The following is a 17,130-nucleotide window of genomic DNA, read 5'->3' as shown; positions in this document are numbered from 1 at the left end:
GAAGTGTATCCGCGCGCGACCGGACGCACGCTGGGACGGTGGGCGCCGAGGCCCGTCGGGTTCGTCGAGGAGACCGACGGGCCTCGGCCGCTGCGAGCGGATCCGGTCCTAGGCGGTCGCCGCGTCCCGATCGCGCGCCGCGAGCGCTCGCTCGAGTTCGCTCAGCTGCTCCGCCACGAGCCGGTGCAGCGGAGCCGGCTCCGCGTGCGCGCCGAGCCAGGCGCTGACGCGGGTCGCCAGCTCGGCGTCGACGACGGGCGCAGGGAACAGGCGCCGCACGATGAGCGCGGCCATCGTGAAGCTCCGTTCGGCCCACACCCGATCGAGCATGCCGAGGTAGTCGTCGGCCGTTCCGGCGAGCAGCACCGGATCCGTCGTGCGCTGCCAGCCGTCGGCGATCGCGCGGGCGAGGTCGTTCGACAGCGAGGTGTCGGTCGCGACCCGCCGCCACGCGGCATCCTTCACCGCCCGATCTGGTCGCGCGGCGCGCGCGGTCTCGGCGAGCTGTCGACCCTTCGCGGTGTCGTCGGCCGCGAGCGCCGCGTCGATCTCGTCGTCGGATGCCGCGCCGAGCGTCGCGCGGGCGATCGTGATCTCCCACCGCAGGTCGAGGTCGACCTCGAGCCCGGGCAGCCGGGTCTCGCCGGTGGCGAGTGCTGCGAGGACGTCGGCGTGCGCGGGCGCGCACGCCAGGCGCGTGAACGCCTTGACGAACTGCAGCTGCGCGTCCGACCCGTCGGGAGCGAGTTCGGCGAGCGCCCAGACGGCGTCGGCCGCCTCCTCGGCGAGCACGTCGCGGTGGTGGTCGGCGAGGTAGCGCGACGCGGCGAGCTCGAGCCGGGAGAGGGCGAGCCCGCGTGCCGCGGACTGCGTCTCGTGCCCGACGTTGGCCACCACGAGGCGGACGAAGTCGGACGCGGGGATCTCCGCATCGCGCACGCCATCCCACGCCGAGCCGACGATGACCGCACGCGCGACCGGGTCGACGACATCGGACAGCCGGTCGCGTGCGACCGCGAACGACGGCTCGTCGAGCCGCACCTTCGCGTAGGTGAGGTCGTCGTCGTTCACGAGGAGCAGCGCAGGGCGCGTCCGACCGACGAGTTCGGGCACATCGGTAGACGAGCCGTCGATGTCGAGCTCGACACGATGGACCCGCTCGAGGCGGCCGTCGACGTCGTCGTAGGATCCGATCGCGATCCGGTGCGGGCGGAGCGTCGGGTGCGACACCGCCGCGGACTGCTCGACGCGGGCCGCGGAGATCACCCCCGCGGCATCCGTCTCGACGACGAGGCGAAGCGTGTTCACGCCCGCGGTCTCGAGCCACTTCGCCGACCAGTCGGCGAGGTCGCGGCCGCTCGCGCGCTCGAGCTCGACGAGGAGGTCGGCCAGGGTCGCGTTGCCGCCCGCGTGCCGGCCGAGGTAGGCTCCGACGCCGCGCTGGAATGCCTCGAGCCCGACCCACGCGACGAGCTGCTTGAGCACCGAGGCGCCCTTGTCGTACGTGATCGCGTCGAAGTTCACCTCGACGTCGCCGAGGTCGTGGATCTCGGCGACGATCGGGTGCGTCGAGGGCAGCTGGTCCTGTTCGGCGGCGTGCGTCTTCTCGTCGGTCGCGAAGGTCGCCCACACGTCGGTGAACTCGGTGACCTCCGAGGTCGCGAGGGTCGACGCCCACGTCGCGAACGACTCGTTCAGCCAGAGGTCGTTCCACCAGCGCATCGTGACGGAATTCCCGAACCACATGTGGCTCAGCTCGTGCAGCACCACGATCGCCCGCTGCTCGCGCCGCGCGTCGGACACCCGCGAACGGAACAGGTAGCCCTCGTTGAACGTGACCGCGCCGACGTTCTCCATCGCGCCCCAGTTGTACTCGGGCACGAAGATCTGGTCGTACTTGCCGTACGGGTAGGGCACGCCGAAGGCGTCCTCGTAGAACGACAGGCCGCCCCGCACGAGCTCGAACATGACCTCGGGCTCGGCGTACGCCGCGAGCGACGCGCGCGTGAAGAGGCCGAGCGGCACGTCGCGCCCGTCGCGGCTCGTCGCCGACGAATGCCACGAGGCGTAGGGGCCCGCGATGATCGCGACGATGTAGCTCGAGATGACTGGTCCGGTCTCGAAGGCCCAGACCGCGGTGCCGGATGCCGCGGGGTGCGGCTGCGGCGACGGCGCGTTGCTCAGCACGCTCCAGTGGTCGGGCGCGGTGATCGTGAACCGCACCGACGCCTTGAGGTCGGGCTGGTCGAACACCGCGTACACGCGATTCGCCTCGGCGACCGCGAACTCGGTGTAGAGGTACGCCTCGCCGTCGACGGGGTCGACGAACCGGTGCAGGCCCTCGCCCGTATTGGTGTACTCGCGCGTCGAGACGACGAGCAGCTCGTTCTCGGCCTCGAGGGCGTCGAGCCGGATCCGGTAGCCGTCGGAGGCGGATGCCGGGTCGAGCTGCCGACCGTTCAGGACGATCTCGTGCAGTTCGGCCGTGGTGGACTCGATGAACGTCGAGGCGCCGGGCGTCGCGGTGAAGCGCACGAGCGTGTCGGACCGGAATCGGCCGTCGTCGCCCGTGAGGTCGAGCGTGACCTCGTACGCGGGGGTGCCGAGGAGCGACGCGCGCTCCTCGGCCTCCGCCCGCGTCAGGTCGGGGCGGCCCGACATCAGCCCGCCTGCGCGTCGCGCGCCTGCGCGGCGAGCGCACGGTCGACGCCGGCGAGGTTTTCGACCACGAGCCGGCGCAGTGCGGCCGGCGCCTCGGGGTTGGCATCGAGCCAACCCCGGGAGGCGTCGGCGAGCGCCCGGTTCGCGAGCGTCGACGGGTAGAGGCCGTCGACGAGCTTCTCGGCGATCGCGTAGCTGCGCTCGGTCCAGACCCGCCCGATCATGGCGAAGTACCGGTCGACGAAGCCCTCGAGGAGCCCGAGGTCGGCCGAGCGGACGAAGCCGATCGCGGTGTCGCGCACGACGGAGTTCGACGCCGTGTCGGAGTCGACGAGCGACGCCCATGCGCGCTCCTTCGCCTCGACGGTCGGGATCGCGGCACGCGCCTTCGCGGCGGCCTCGCGGCCGGTGACGGTGTCGTCCTCGGCGAGGCGCGCGTCGATCTCGGCGTCGCCGACGCGGCCGGCCGCCGCCAGCGCGATGAGGAGCTCCCAGCCGAGGTCGGTGTCGACCGCGAGACCGTCGAGCGAGGTCGTCCCCGCGTAGAGGTCGGCGAGGCCGTCGAGGTTCGAGCCGTGCTCGGCGATCGCGGCGAACGACTTCACGAACTGGAACTGCGCGTCGCTGCCCGCGTCGGCCTCGCTCGCGAGGTCCCAGAACCCGTCGGCGAGCAGCCGCAGCGCGTCGGACCGGCGCGTCGGTTCGGTGTAGGCGCTCGCGGCGAGGATCGAGTTGGCGAGCACGATCCGCAGCGTCGTCGATTCGGTCTCGCTCGCGATGTTGCCGAGCACGAGCGCGAGGTAGTCGCTCGCGCGGGTCTCGGCGTCGCGCGTGGCATCCCACACCGAGCTCCAGACGAGGGCGCGTGCGAGCGGGTCCTCGATCTCCGAGAGGTTCGCGAGGGCGACGCCGTGTGAGGCCGTGTCGAGGCGGATCTTCGCGTAGGCGAGGTCGTCATCGTTCAGCAGGACCAGGTCGGGGCGGGCGAGGCCGACGAGCTCGGCGACGTCGGTCCGCTCGCCGTCGACGTCGAGCTCGACCCGGTGGTCTCGCACGAGCTTGCCGCCGGTGAGGTTGTAGAAGCCGATCGCGAGGCGATGGGGCCGGATCGTCGGGTACTCCTCGATCGCGGACTGCAGCACGGCGAAGGAGGTGATCCGGCCGTCGTGGTCGGTCTCGATCTCGGGGCGCAGCGTGTTCACGCCTGCGGTCTCGAGCCAGAGCCTGCCCCACTCGGACAGGTCGCGCCCGCTGGCGACCTCGAGCTCGGCGAGCAGGTCGGCGAGGGTCGTGTTGCCCCATGCGTGCTTCCGGAAGTAGGCCGAGACACCGGCGAAGAACGCGTCGACGCCGACCCAGGCGACGAGCTGCTTCAGCACCGATCCACCCTTGGCGTAGGTGATGCCGTCGAAGTTGACCAGCACGTCCTCGAGGTCGCGGATCTCCGCGACGATCGGGTGCGTCGAGGGCAGCTGGTCCTGACGGTACGCCCAGCTCTTCTCCATCGCGTTGAAGGTCGTCCAGGCGCCCTCCCACTCCGTGGCCTCCGCGGTCGCGATCGTCGATGCCCACTCGGCGAACGACTCGTTCAGCCACAGGTCGTTCCACCACCTCATGGTGACGAGGTCGCCGAACCACATGTGCGCGAGCTCGTGCAGGATCGTCACGACCCGGCGCTCGCGGATGGCATCCGTCACCTTCGAGCGGAACACGTACACCTCGGTGAAGGTGACCGCACCGGCGTTCTCCATCGCCCCGGCGTTGTACTCCGGGACGAAGAGCTGGTCGTACTTGGCGAACGGGTAGGGCACGCCGAACTTCGCCTCGAAGTACTCGAAGCCCTGCTTGGTCTTCTCGAACACGTAGTCCGCGTCGAGGTACTCCGACAGGCTCTTCCGCGCGAAGACGCCGAGGGGGATCACCCGGCCGTCGGCGCTCGTGAGCTCGTCGCGGACCACGTCGTAGGGGCCGGCGACGAGCGCGGTGATGTAGCTCGAGATGCGCGGCGTCGGCTCGAACGCCCAGGTCTTCGCCCCCTCGTGCGCGTCGGCGGGCTCGGGCGTCGGCGAGTTCGACACGACCTGCCAGTGCGCGGGCGCGGTCACCGTGAACCGGAACGCGGCCTTCAGGTCGGGCTGCTCGAACACCGCGTACATGCGGCGCGAGTCGGGCACCTCGAACTGGGTGTACAGGTAGACCTCGTCGTCGACGGGGTCGACGAAGCGGTGCAGGCCCTCGCCGGTGTGCATGTAGCGGCCGTCGGCGACGACCGTGAGCTCGTTCTCGTCCTCGAGGCCGGGCAGCTGGATCCGCACGCCGTCGCTGACCTCGGCCGGGTCGAGCTCGCGGCCGTTCAGCGTGACCGAGTGCACGGTCGCCGTGATCGCGTCGATGAACGTCGACGCGCCCGCACGGGCGGCGAACCGCACCGTCGTCTCGGAGCGGAACACCTCCGGCCCGGTCGTCACGTCCAGCCGGACGTCGTAGTCGTGCACCGTGACGAGCGCGGCGCGCTCCTCGGCCTCGATGCGGGTGAGGTTCTCTCCAGGCACTCAGGTCTCCATCTGCGTCGAACGGATGCGTCGCCCCGGCGTTCGTGGCGCGGGACAACCCGATCAGCCTAGTCGTGCGACCTGCGCCACGGCAGGGGGCCGCCGCTCCCTAGACTTGGCCCATGCGCATCCACATCGCGACCGACCACGCCGGCCTCGAGTTCAGCCGGACCCTCCAGGCGCACCTCGCCAACGGCGGGCACGAGGTCGTCGACCACGGTCCCGTCGAGTACGACGCGCTCGACGACTACCCGGCCTTCTGCATCAACGCCGCGCTCGCCGTGGCGCGCGACCAGGCCGCCGGCGTGAAGACGCTCGGCGTGGTCTTCGGCGGTTCCGGCAACGGCGAGCAGATCGCCGCGAACAAGGTCGCCGGCATCCGCGCGGCCCTCGTGTGGAGCATGGACACCGCGATCCTCGCCAGGCAGCACAACGACGCGAACGTCATCTCGATCGGCGCGCGCCAGCACACCGTGGAGGAGGCGATCCGCTACATCGACGCCTTCATCGCCGAGCCGTTCTCGGGCGACGAGCGGCACGTGCGCCGGATCGGCCAGCTCGCCGAGTACGAGACGACGGGCGACATCGCCGGCAAGGGCGTCGACGTCGACGGCTCGACCGGTCGCGTCGTCGGCTCGCCCGCGGAGTAGCCGGTGCCCGAGGGCCACTCCGTTCACCGCATCACCCGTCAGTTCGAGCGCAACTTCGTCGGTCGACTCGTGCGCGCCTCGAGCCCGCAGGGCCGGTTCGCCGACGGCGCGGCCGACCTCGACGGGCGGCGGATGGTCGACGCCCGCGCCGTCGGCAAGCAGATGTTCCTCGGCTTCGAGGGCGATCGCTGGCTGCGGGTCCACCTCGGCATGTACGGCGCGTGGGACTTCGCGGGCGACATCCTCATGGATGCGACGATCGCGTCGGCGAACGGTCGGATGGGGCAGACGAACCAGAGGGGCACCTTCCTCGAGGGCCCGAACCCCGACGCGGTCGTCCTCGACACCGCGGGCGAGAACTCGGTGACCTCCATCGGCGCGCCCCGCCGCACCAGGCTTCGCATGTCGGAGTCGGAGAAGGAGGGCTCGGCCCTCGAGGCCTTCCCACCCGAGCCCATCGGACAGGTGCGCGTGCGCCTCCTCACCGACACCGTCGTCGCCGACCTCCGCGGCCCCACCGCGTGCGAGGTGCTCGACCCCGCGCAGGTCGAGCAGGTCGTCGGCAAGCTCGGACCGGACCCGCTGCTCGACGCCGGCCCCGATGCCGAGGAGCGCTTCACGAGCGTCGTCCGCCGCAAGCCCACGCCCATCGGCCTGCTCCTCATGGACCAGAACGTCGTCTCGGGCATCGGCAACGTCTACCGCGCCGAACTGCTGTTCCGCGCCCGGCTGAACCCGCACACGCCGGGTCGGCTCGTGCCCGAGGAGACGGTCCGCGAGCTCTGGCACGACTGGTCGAGGCTGCTCCGCATCGGCGTGGAGACGGGCCAGATGATGACCATGGACGGCCTCGAGGGGGAGGCCTGGCGCGCCGCGATGGCCAACCGCGACGACCGCCACTGGGTGTACAAGCGCGAGGGCCTGCCCTGCCGCGTGTGCGGCACGAACATCGTCCTCGAGGAGATGGGCGCCAGGAAGCTGTACTGGTGCCCGAACTGCCAGGCGTAGGAGCGCGACCCGCATGAGACAGAACCCCAGCTTCACGCTCGCGAGCGAGGAGGGCGTCAAGCGCCTCGTCCGCGAGCACCCGTGGGCGATCATCGTGAGCATGACGGATGCCGCGGGGCTCGTGGCATCCCACTACCCGGTGCTCCTCGACGAGACCGCGGACGGCATCGTGCTCCTCACGCACGTCGGCCGCCCCGACGAGGTCGTCCACGAGCTCGGCCGCCACGAGGTGCTCGTCATCATCCAGGGGCCGCACGGGTACGTGTCGCCGGGCTGGTACGACGCGAACCCCGCCGTGCCGACGTGGAACTTCGTCACCGCCCACCTGCACGGCACCCCCGAACTGCTCGGGCCCGACGTGAACCTGCGCGTCCTCGATGCGCTCGTCGACCACTTCGAAGACCGCATGCCCGAACCGCGCGGCATGCGCTCGACCGCCGAGAACGCCGCGTATGCCGAGCGCATCGCCGCGGGCACCGTCGGCCTCCGCATCCCGATCACGCGGTTCGTCGCGAAGAACAAGATGAGCCAGAACCGGCCCGCCGAGACCGTCGACCGCATCATCGCCGAGCTCGACGGCGACGGGCCCTACGCGAGCCCCGCGCTCGCCGCGGAGATGCGACGCACGCACGAGGTGCTCCGGGCCGCCCGAGCCGAGCGCGCCGGTGCGTCGGGTCCCGACTCGTCGGCGCCCGCACCGGTCGGGCACGCATGACCGGGGCGGATGCCTCGGCGCGCCGTTCGGCCCCGGAGGCGCTCGTGCTCGCCGGCGGGCGCCTCCCCGGCGAGCCCCTGCCCGTCGACCTGCACCTCGAGGGCGGGCTCGTCCGCACCGTCGCCCCGGCGGGAAGCCTGGCGCCGGCGCCCGGCGCCCGCCGACTCGAGCTCGCCGGGCGGTGGATCGTCCCCGGCCTGTGGGACCGTCACGTGCACCTCTCGCAGTGGGCGATGGTGTCGCGGCGGCTCGACCTCGGCGACGTCGGATCGGCGGCCGAGGCGGTCGCCCTCGTCGCGGCATCCGTCGCCCGCGGGGCCGACGAGGTCGTCGGCTTCGGCTACCGCGACGGACTCTGGCCCGATGCGCCGACGATCGACGCACTCGATGCGATCTCCGGCGAGATCCCGGTCGTGCTCGTCTCGGCCGACCTGCACTCCTGCTGGGTGAATCGCGCCGCAGCGCGGCGGCACGGGCTCGCCGAGGCGGCGGGGGAGAGCGGCGTGCTCCGGGAGGACGACTGCTTCCGGCTCGTCCGCGAACTCGACGACCTGCCCGACGACGTGCTCGACGCATGGGTGGACGAGGCGTCGCGGGCGGCGGCGGCTCGGGGCGTGGTCGGCGTCGTCGACCTCGAGATGCGCTGGAACCACGATGACTGGGCACGCCGCGGGGCGCGCGGTTCGGACGCGCTCCGCGTGCGGTTCGGCGTCTACACGCGCGACCTCGAGCGTGCCGAGGCCGAGGGCCTTCGCACCGGCGACGAGGTCGACGGCACCGATGGGCTCGTCCGCGTCGGTCCGTACAAGGTGATCACCGACGGCTCGCTCAACACTCGCACCGCATGGTGCGTCGATCCGTACCCCGGGCTCGGCGCCGACCAGCACCCGTACGGCCTCGTGAACGTGCCCTACGACGAGCTCGTGCCGTACCTTCGCCGCGCCGACCGCATCGGGCTCGCGCCCGCCGTGCACGCGATCGGCGACCGGGCGAACGAGCGCGCGCTCGACGCGCTCGAGGCCGTGCGACCGGGCGGATGGGAGGGGCACGCGTCGATCGAGCACGCACAGCTGCTGCGTCGGGACGACGTGGCCCGATTCGCCGCGCTCGGCATCGTCGCGAGCGTGCAGCCCGAGCACGCCATGGACGACCGCGACGTCGCCGAGGTCTACTGGGCCGGCCGCACCGATCGCGCGTTCATGCTGCACGACCTCGCCGCGGCCGGCGTCGACCTCGCGCTCGGCTCCGACGCACCCGTCGCTCCGCTCGACCCGTGGATCGCGATCGCCGCCGCCGTCGGCCGCTCGCGCGCCGGGCGCGAGCCGTGGCATCCGGAGCAGGCCATCGATGCGGCGACGGCGCTCGCCGCGTCGACCGACGGGGTCGGCGCCGAGGTCCGTGAGGGCATGGCCGCCGACCTCGCCGTCATCGAGCACGATCCGCTCGCGGCATCCGTCGACGACCTCAGGGGGATGCCGGTGGCGCTCACGCTGCTCGGCGGACGCGCGACCCACGACGCCCTCTGATCCACCGGCGGCGGAGTGGGACTCCGGTCGACCCCCGCCCCGACGGGGGCGAACCCCCGTGCCGATCCGGGTGGCGGTCGGCTGTGGCGTGGACGCGCCGCCCGCGAGGCTCGAAGCATGAACTTCCGGAGCGCCCGTCCCTCCCGGCCGGAACGGCGGCGACGCCGCGTGCGGCGGCCACGCGCGCTCGCGGTCACGGCCGCCTCGCTCATCGCCGCCGCCGGCATCGCCGTGGCGTTCGCGGGCTGCGGGCTCGTCGACCCGACCCCCGTCTCCACGGAAGGGCGGATCGGATCCGACACCCCGCTGCCCGTGCCGCCGCTCGCCGAGTCGACCGTCGCCGCCGACGCCACGTGCGTGTTCTCACTCGAGGCGCGGGCCGGCGCGACCGACGCGTTCGACCCCTACATGTACCACTGCCACCTGCTGCAGCACGAACACCAGGGGATGATGGGCCAGTTCGTGGTCGTCGAACCCGGCCGGCGTGCGACGATGACCGAGGAGACGAACGACCATGACCACGCTCACTGACCCCGCTGCGACGGGCCCGACGGTGCCGGCGACGACGACGGATGCCCCGCCCCGCCGTCGCGGCTACGGCCGCCTCTGGGCCGGGATGCCGCGCGAGCTCGGCTACCTGCTGCTCGGGTTCCCGATCGCGATCGTCGCGTTCGTGACGCTCGTGACGCTGTTCTCGACGGGCGCGAGCCTGCTCGTGATCGTCGTCGGCCTCGTCATCGTCGTCGCCTCGCTCTACACCGCCCGCGGGTTCGGCACGTTCGAACTCGTGCGCCTCGCCTGGGCGGGGCGGCCCGCCATCCGTCGCCCCCGTTGGGACGCCTCGGCACCCGTCGGCGAGGGGCCATGGCGGGCGTTCTTCGCCCCGTTCGTCGACGGCCACTACTGGCTGTACCTGCTGCACGGCATGGTCGTCGCGCCGATCGTGTCGCTGTTCAGCTGGACGATCACGGTCGTGTGGGTCTCGATCGCGCTCGGCGGCGTCACGTACTGGATCTGGGCGATCTTCCTGCCGCAGGACACGCGCGACGTGTGGCCGGTCGAGTGGCTCCTCGACCGGGTCTGGCCCGGCGGCTCGGCGGCGGTCGGACTCGACCCGCTCGCGCTGGAGGTCATCGCGCAATTCGCACTCGGCCTGGCGTTCCTGCTGACGCTGCCCTTCGTCGCGGCCGGGCTCACGTGGATGCACGACGCGATCGGGCGGGGCATGCTCGGCGCGTGGCGGTCCGAGGCGCTCGAGCGCCAGGTGCAGCAGCTCGCCGCGTCCCGTGGCGCCGCGGTGCAGGCCGAGGACGCCGCGCTGCGTCGCCTCGAGCGCGACATCCACGACGGCCCGCAGCAGCGGCTCGTTCGCCTGCAGATGGACCTCGCCGCCATCGAGCGCAAGCTCGACGCCGATCCCGCCGCCGCGAAGGACCTGCTCGCCGAGGCGCGCGACCAGGCGCGCGACAGCCTCGACGAGCTCAGGGCGCTCTCCCGCGGCTTCGCGCCGCCGCTCCTGCAGGACCGCGGTCTTGCGAGCGCGCTCGAGTCGCTCGCCGCCCGCAGCCCGGTGCCGGTCGAGTTCGAGTGGCTCCTTCCCGCGGACGCCGGCCTGCCGGCGGCCATCGAACGCAACGCGTACTTCATCGCCGCCGAGCTGCTGACCAACGCCGCCAAGCACTCGGGCGCGACCGCGATCCGACTGCGCGTCTCCCAGCGCGACACGGGTGCGACGGGGTTCTGGGTCGACCTCTGGGTGACCGACAACGGCCGCGGGGGAGCGGTCGCGCTGCCGGGGCACGGGCTGGCCGGCCTCGACGAGCGGGTGCGCGGCCTCGGCGGCGTGCTGGTGGTGGACAGCCCGGCCGAGGGTCCGACGGTGATCGGCGCCCACTTCCCGTTCACGCCGGTCGATAGGGTGGGCGCGTGAGCGAGACCCCACCGCCGGCCCGACCGATCCGCGTGGTCCTCGCGGAGGACTCGATGCTCCTCCGCGAGGGGCTCGTGCGGTTGTTCGACGAGGCGGGGTTCGAGACCGTCGGTGCCTACGGCGATGCCGAGGCGCTGCTGGACGACCTCGAGGCGGCGGCACCGGATGTCGCGGTGCTCGACGTGCGCATGCCGCCGACCTTCCGCGACGAGGGCGTGCGCGCCGCCATCGAGCTCCGTCGACGACGTCCGGGCACGGGGGTGCTCCTCCTCAGCCAGTACGTCGAGGGCACGTACGCGCACGAACTGCTGTCGTCGGCCGACGGCGGCATGGGCTACCTCCTGAAGGACCGCGTCGCCTCCCTCGACGACCTGCAGGACGCGGTGCTCCGCATCCGCGACGGCGGCACGGTGCTCGACCCGCTGGTCGTCCGCGAACTGCTCGCCCGCCGCGGTGACCCGCTCGCGTCGCTCACACCGCGCGAGCGTGAGGTGCTCGAGCTCATGGCCGAGGGGCGCACGAACGCCGGCATCGCGTCGCAGCTGTTCATCGGAGTCGGCGCGGTCGAGAAGAACGTCACCGCGATCTTCCAGAAACTCGGCCTCGAGGACTCCGGGACCGATCACCGACGCGTGCTCGCGGTGCTCGCCTGGTTGCGGCGCTGAGCGGTGGCTCGGCCCGGATTCACTCGTCGGGCGTCGTTCGCAGCGGCGCGTGGACGCGGAACACCTCCCGGTACCCGCGGTATCCGGACCTCATCCAGATCAGCATCGAGCCGACCCCGGTGAGGAGTCCGAGCGTGATCGCCAGCCACACGGGTCCGGCGAGCGCGAGGACGAGGCCACCGACGAACAGGGCGATCACGGCGGCCTCGACCACCGAGATGATCATCGCCGAGCTCGCCCAGATCTGGCCCGGACGAGGACTGAACGCGTAGTAGGTCCGCGTACTCCCCGGCAGATCGTCGTTCGGCGACGAGATGAAGTACGGCGCGAGGCCCGGATCGAGGTCGAGGTAGGCCCCACGCAGCCGGTTCATCGCAAGGACGAACATGAGATCGTCGAGCGAGGCGTTGAACGTCCGCTTCTGCGTGATCAGGCCGAGCAGCGCGAGCAGCAGGAGGACTCCGAGCGCGGCGACACCGAACCAGCCGCGGAACTGCGTCGCGTTTCCGAGCACGCCGAGCGTCACCAGGCCCGCCGACACGAGCGTGAGGAAGATCGCGATTCGGGTCAGCACCTCGCTCTGCGTCGTGCTGCGGGATGCGAGCAGGCTCCAGTGCTCGGTCGCGAGCATCTGGGCTCGGAGCGACTTCTGTGCGTCGGAGAGGTCCGCCGGCGTCGGCGCCGACCCGTCACCGGGTCGGAGGGACGGGTCGGGCCCGGATGCGTCCGCCATGGCGGCATTCTGCACCCGGGCCCGTCGTCCCACGGCGTTCGCCGCGGAGTTTCGGCGCTCGCGCGCCCGGCGCTACTTCACGCTGACGTGCGCCGCGAGGAACCACCGATCCTTGTCGAGGCCCTGGCGGATCGCGATCGCCACGTCCTGGCTCGCAGGATCGAGCTCCTCGAGTCCCTCGATCGCCGCGTTCACGCGTGCGGTAGCGACGTCGATCTGCGCGACGACGTCGGCGATCGTGTCATCCGACTGCTTGAATCCGGCCGCGGGATCGGCCGCCTCCGACTTCGAGGCGATGGTCGACATGCGCGCGTCGATCGGCAGCCCCAGCGCGACGACGCGCTCCGCCGCGAGGTCGGCCCACTCCTGCGCGTGATCGACGACGGTGTCGAGGAACTCGTGCACCTCGAGGAAGTCGCGTCCGCGCACGTTCCAGTGCGCCTGCTTTCCGTTGATCGCCAGCACGGTGAGCTCGTGCACGAGCGGCGTGAAGAACTGGGAGACCCCCGAGGCGACCTCGGGGTCGGCACCGCTCATGGGCGCCTTCGTCTTCGGTGCGGTCTTGGAGTCGGTCATGTGGTCCCCTTCCACTGGTTCCGTACGGATGCCACGGTAGGGCCAACGCACATCGCCGTCGCCGGATTCCCCGCTGACTCGCAGGGGCTTGACACCGTACGGTCGCGTTCAGGATCTCGCGGGAGCTCGTTCGGAGGGGATGACGGGAATCGAACCCGCACCATCAGTTTGGAAGACTGAGGCTCTACCATTGAGCTACATCCCCGGGCGCCCGCAGGCGGGCACCCGATCATCGTACACGTCGGCGGCCGTCGGTTCGTGCACCGGGGTCGCGTGCGTGCCTGAACGGCATGGCGGCCGATTCCGGGTCAGCGCAGGGACGAGATGGTCCGGATGGCCCCTCGGGCGAACCGAACCTGCCGTTCGTAGGTCGCGGCGATCACGATCAGGAGCACGCCGGCGATCCCGAGCCACAGCCACCACCAGACCGCCTCGTACAGCAGCGTGATCCACGGCCACAGCTGGGCGACGGTGTGCACGAGCAGCACGGCACCGCCGAGCAGGAGTGGTGCCTGGAGCCTCAGGACCGCACCGGCCACCACCGCGCCGACGGCGACGATCCCGAGCGCGACGACGCGCCACAGCTCCGGGTCGGTCCAGTCAGCGACGAGCGTCGGGAGCATCAGGAGAGCGAGCCCCGGTCCGAGCTCCGCCCAGCTTCCGATCTCCGGTGGTCGGCGCATGCGGATCGCGCCGGCCGCGACGAGCGCCACGCCGATCGGCACGGTCACGAGTTCGAACGGGTCGACGTGCCCAGCGAACAGAGCCAGCGCCCCGACGGCGAATGCCGTGCAGAGGCTGCCCCACGCGAGGATCGGTCCGGCGATCGGCCGCAGCCGGGTGGCGGACTGGTTCAGCACGTACGCGGCGCCCAGCACCGTCAGCAGCGCCGCGACGCGCAGCTCGTCATCGATGCCCGTGATGATCGCAACGGTCGTCGGCACGGCGGCCACGGTCAGGGATGCAGCGATGCCGAGCTCCGCCACGACGGCCGGAACCGCGGAGCTCCTGACCCACATGACGCTTCCGACGAACGCGACCGCGAGTGCGAGCACCGGCCAGAATTCGACGGGGAGCTCGCTGGGGCGACCGGCAGCGACGGCGGCCCCTCGCACCAGCGCGGCGCCGGACGCGGCGACCCATCCGGTCGCGACGACGAGGAGCCGGACCGGGACCCCGCGCACGCCTTCCGACGCGAAGCTCCCGGCGAGCACGAGAACGGCACCTGTCGCGACGAGCACGAGCGTGCGCAACTCGGACTCGCCGGCGAGCGCGACACTGGGGAGAACGGCCACCGCGGCCGCTGCCGCGAGGAGTGCCGTCCGCCCCGCGGCGGTCGTGTCGTGGACGGGACGCCTCCAGACGAGCAGCCCTGCCGTGATCAGGAGTCCCGCCGCGAGCGGCAGGGTGTAGGGCTCGACGTCGTCGACGCCACGGTCGCGCGACCAGGCCCAGACGGCCCCCACGCCGAGCACGAGCGATCCCCACGATGCGTGCGTCGCCGAGGATCGGCCGGCGATGGGGTCGCCGAACAGCGTCGCGATGAGGACCGGCACCGGCGTCAGCAGGAGGAGGACGACCCAGGCGTCGCCGAACGGGACGGCACCCGACAGGCCGACGAGGGCGGTGATGACGGTGAGGGCTCCGGCGGTGATGCCCCAGATCCGCCGGACGAGCGGGTCTGCTGGCAACGCGAGCGGCGCGATGGCGGCCGCCGCCAGGGTCGCGACGGCCATGCCGATCGCGACGTCGCCCCCGTCGAGGTCCGCGCTGATGCCGGCACCGGCGAACAGTGCGGCGAGCGGGACGCCGGCGGCGAACAGGATGCTGATCGGCCGCAGATCCGATCGGACCCAGGCGAGTCCGACGACGGCGAGCGCCGTCGCGGGCACCCAGGCCCAAGGAGTGGAGAGCGTCACGGCGAGCCACGTCGTGCCGATCATCGCGCCGGCGAAGAGCGCGGCACCGGCCGTCAGTCGATCGGCGTCCGGGAGCCGGCGTGCGGCGGCGAGGAGGCCGAGTGCGAGCGTGGCGACCACGGCGGCGAGGAACGCAGGGTCGTCCCACGGCACAGGGACCGCCAGACCGGACGCGGCCGCCCGGCTCGGGAACGCCACGGTCGCGAGGAGTGCGACCAGCGACGCGGCGACCACGTGCAGCACCCGGACCGCGGGCGCCGCCACTCCCGACACCCGGTCGGCGAGGATCCGCCCCGCGATCGTCAGCACAAAGACGCCGGGCACCACCCACCACCACAGGCTCGCGGTGGAATGAGCGAGCAGCCAGGCGAGGGCGGCCGCCGGGATCCCACCGGCGGCCAGGACGGGAACCGCCCCCGGGATGCGCCGAACCGCCGCGATCGCGGCCGCGGAGAGCGCCGCCGCAGCGACGACGAGGAGGCCGATCGTCGCCGCGAGCATGGTCGGCATGAGCACGGCGGCGGAGAGTGCGGTCGCGAGACCCGTTGCGATCACCGCCGCAGCGAAGCGGCGAAGGCGCCCGATGAGGGCGAGGACCCCGGTCAGCGCGACGGTCGCGATCACCAGTGCGAGCACGGAACCCCCGGCCTCGGAGGGAAGGTCCCGCGGTGCGTTCGCCGTGAGCTGCTGCAGCCCCATCGCCTCCGACGTCATCGTTGCGAGGCCGTCCAGCGCGATGACGAACGCCGGGAGCGTCGAGACGACGGTGACCGCTGCGGCGGCGAGGAGTGCGGGGACCGCATCGCGACGCACAGCGCTGAGCCTCGTCAGTGCCGCGAACGCGCAGGCAGCGACTGCAGCGAGCCCGGGCGCGAGCCAGACGGACGTCGACGCCTCCTGGTCCAACGCGATCCCCAGGACGAACGCGAGCGGGACCGCGAGGCCGACGGCGATCGAGGACAGCACGCGCCATCCGCTCGATGTCGATGCGGCGGGCGGGAGCGCGACGAGGACGACGATCCAGACGCCGGCCACCGCGAGGAAGGACCACAGCGGGCCCGACTCCACGGAGGGCAGCGCGAACGCGGCGGTCGCGAGGGCGATGCCTCCGCCGGCGAAGCCGAAGGCGCGCACGATGGTCCGCTCGGCCTCGGGTCGGATGAACCGCGATGCGGCACCGACGAGGGCGAGCGCGATACCACCGAGCCACAGTCCCGTGGCGACCCCGTCGTCGGGTGCGAGGGCGGAAGCGCCGACGAAGACCCCCGTCGGCGCGAGCGCGGCCGCGGCGAGCCTCGGCAGGCGCAGGCGGCTGATGATCCCGGCGGCCGCGAGGATCGCCGCGACGACGAGCAGCGCGACGCCCCAATAGGCCGCGGCGTCGGCACGGTCCGCCCCGAACAGCCCGTTGGCCTGGATGATCCACGCATCGAGCACGAGCAGGACGGCACCGACGGCCGAGACGCCCTCTGCGGTGCCGGGGAGGCGTCGCGCCCGGAGGAACCAGGCGAGGACGAGGACGATCACGCTCACCGCCGCCGTGATGACCGAACGCATCTCGAGGTCGGCGACGACGAACGCGAAGAAGAGGAAGACCATCGCGGCGACGGAGAGCAGCACGACCCCGAGGACGAGGAGCAGAAGCTGGACGCCGGAGCGCCGGGGGGTCGCGGCGGGCGCGACGTCGTCGGCGACCCCGACGGATGCCGGTTCGTCCGGCGGCAGTGGCGGCGGGGCCGGCGTCGGCGGGGCCGGGGACGCCGGACCGACCGAAGGGCTCGTGTGCGAGCCGGTCGCGGCGCCGATCGACGATGGGACGACCGTGGGCGAGACCGGGGCGTCGGTGTGCGAACCCGCCGTCGCATCTGCCGCAGCCGACACGGCGACGTCGACTGGGACCGGTGGGGCGGCCTGCGCAGCTCGCATCCGCGTGATGATCGACTGCCGGTCGGTGTCGGCGTCGAGCACCCTGAGGCCCGCGGCGAGCAGGTCGCTCGCCGCCGGGACGTCGAGCCGCAGCCCGCAGGCATCGCACACGACGCCGCGTAGTCGCGAGAAGCAGGCGGGACACAAGGTGGTGTCGGCGAACTGGGCGGGATCGCTCGGCCAACGACGGAGATCCGGCGCGGCGGGACGCGACGATTCGGTCATGGGCACACTCTGGCACCCGGCCGGAGCCGGACACCATAGGTGCG

General features: G+C 72.4%; 12 protein-coding genes and 1 tRNA gene. 7 read left to right on the top strand and 6 right to left on the bottom strand.

Annotated features, from left to right (window positions below):
* Nucleotides 1-108: 108 nt before the first annotated feature.
* Entirely contained in the window at nucleotides 109-2,661 is a 2,553-nt protein-coding gene (pepN, locus tag ACSJD1_RS12625; RefSeq protein ID WP_438855644.1) for an aminopeptidase N, read from the bottom strand.
* Nucleotides 2,661-5,213, bottom strand: a complete 2,553-nt coding sequence (gene pepN, locus ACSJD1_RS12620; RefSeq protein WP_438855643.1) for an aminopeptidase N — start codon at nucleotides 5,211-5,213, stop codon at nucleotides 2,661-2,663. The genes pepN (ACSJD1_RS12625) and pepN (ACSJD1_RS12620) overlap by 1 nt, the downstream gene beginning before the upstream one ends.
* Nucleotides 5,214-5,335: 122 nt before the next feature.
* Between pepN (ACSJD1_RS12620) and ACSJD1_RS12615 the strand changes: the two genes are divergently transcribed.
* The 7 genes from ACSJD1_RS12615 (at nucleotide 5,336) to ACSJD1_RS12585 (ending at nucleotide 11,707) form a co-directional block, all read left to right on the top strand.
* Entirely contained in the window at nucleotides 5,336-5,863 is a 528-nt protein-coding gene (locus ACSJD1_RS12615) for a ribose-5-phosphate isomerase (RefSeq protein ID WP_438855642.1), read from the top strand.
* A 3-nt stretch (nucleotides 5,864-5,866) separates the two neighbouring features.
* The gene (locus ACSJD1_RS12610) at nucleotides 5,867-6,871 is read left to right on the top strand and encodes an Fpg/Nei family DNA glycosylase (RefSeq protein ID WP_438855641.1); all 1,005 of its coding nucleotides are present in this window, start codon (nucleotides 5,867-5,869) and stop codon (nucleotides 6,869-6,871) included.
* A gap of 13 nt (nucleotides 6,872-6,884) precedes the next feature.
* Nucleotides 6,885-7,586, top strand: a complete 702-nt coding sequence (locus ACSJD1_RS12605; RefSeq protein WP_438855640.1) for an FMN-binding negative transcriptional regulator — start codon at nucleotides 6,885-6,887, stop codon at nucleotides 7,584-7,586.
* Complete coding sequence (locus tag ACSJD1_RS12600) at nucleotides 7,583-9,112, top strand: amidohydrolase (protein WP_438855639.1); 1,530 nt, start codon at nucleotides 7,583-7,585, stop codon at nucleotides 9,110-9,112. Before ACSJD1_RS12605 ends, ACSJD1_RS12600 begins: the two co-directional genes overlap by 4 nt.
* 117 nt (nucleotides 9,113-9,229) lie before the next feature.
* On the top strand, nucleotides 9,230-9,643 hold the full coding sequence (locus ACSJD1_RS12595) for a multicopper oxidase domain-containing protein (RefSeq protein WP_438855638.1): 414 nt from the start codon (nucleotides 9,230-9,232) through the stop codon (nucleotides 9,641-9,643).
* On the top strand, nucleotides 9,627-11,042 hold the full coding sequence (locus ACSJD1_RS12590; protein ID WP_438855637.1) for a sensor histidine kinase: 1,416 nt from the start codon (nucleotides 9,627-9,629) through the stop codon (nucleotides 11,040-11,042). The genes ACSJD1_RS12595 and ACSJD1_RS12590 overlap by 17 nt, the downstream gene beginning before the upstream one ends.
* Nucleotides 11,039-11,707: a response regulator transcription factor gene (locus tag ACSJD1_RS12585; protein ID WP_438855636.1), complete on the top strand. Its 669-nt coding sequence runs from the start codon at nucleotides 11,039-11,041 to the stop codon at nucleotides 11,705-11,707. Before ACSJD1_RS12590 ends, ACSJD1_RS12585 begins: the two co-directional genes overlap by 4 nt.
* Before the next feature lie 19 nt (nucleotides 11,708-11,726).
* Here ACSJD1_RS12585 and ACSJD1_RS12580 read toward each other — a convergent pair whose 3' ends face one another.
* The 4 genes from ACSJD1_RS12580 to ACSJD1_RS12565 all read right to left on the bottom strand — a co-directional run bounded on the left by ACSJD1_RS12580 (nucleotide 11,727) and on the right by ACSJD1_RS12565 (nucleotide 17,086).
* A complete protein-coding gene (locus ACSJD1_RS12580) occupies nucleotides 11,727-12,440 on the bottom strand; it encodes a hypothetical protein (RefSeq protein ID WP_438855635.1) in 714 nt (237 codons plus the stop codon).
* Nucleotides 12,441-12,512: 72 nt separating this feature from the next.
* Nucleotides 12,513-13,016, bottom strand: coding sequence for a Dps family protein (locus tag ACSJD1_RS12575; RefSeq protein ID WP_438855634.1), 504 nt, complete (start codon nucleotides 13,014-13,016; stop codon nucleotides 12,513-12,515).
* A gap of 134 nt (nucleotides 13,017-13,150) precedes the next feature.
* Nucleotides 13,151-13,221 (bottom strand) — tRNA-Gly (locus ACSJD1_RS12570).
* 103 nt (nucleotides 13,222-13,324) lie between these two features.
* Entirely contained in the window at nucleotides 13,325-17,086 is a 3,762-nt protein-coding gene (locus ACSJD1_RS12565; protein WP_438855633.1) for an SCO7613 C-terminal domain-containing membrane protein, read from the bottom strand.
* Between the last annotated feature and the right edge of the window lie 44 nt (nucleotides 17,087-17,130).

The organism is Agromyces excoecariae (genome assembly GCF_051715505.1).
GTDB lineage: Bacteria > Actinomycetota > Actinomycetes > Actinomycetales > Microbacteriaceae > Agromyces.
The sequence above is the reverse complement of the archived record's forward strand: the minus strand, read 5'-3'. Positions and strand labels throughout refer to the sequence as shown.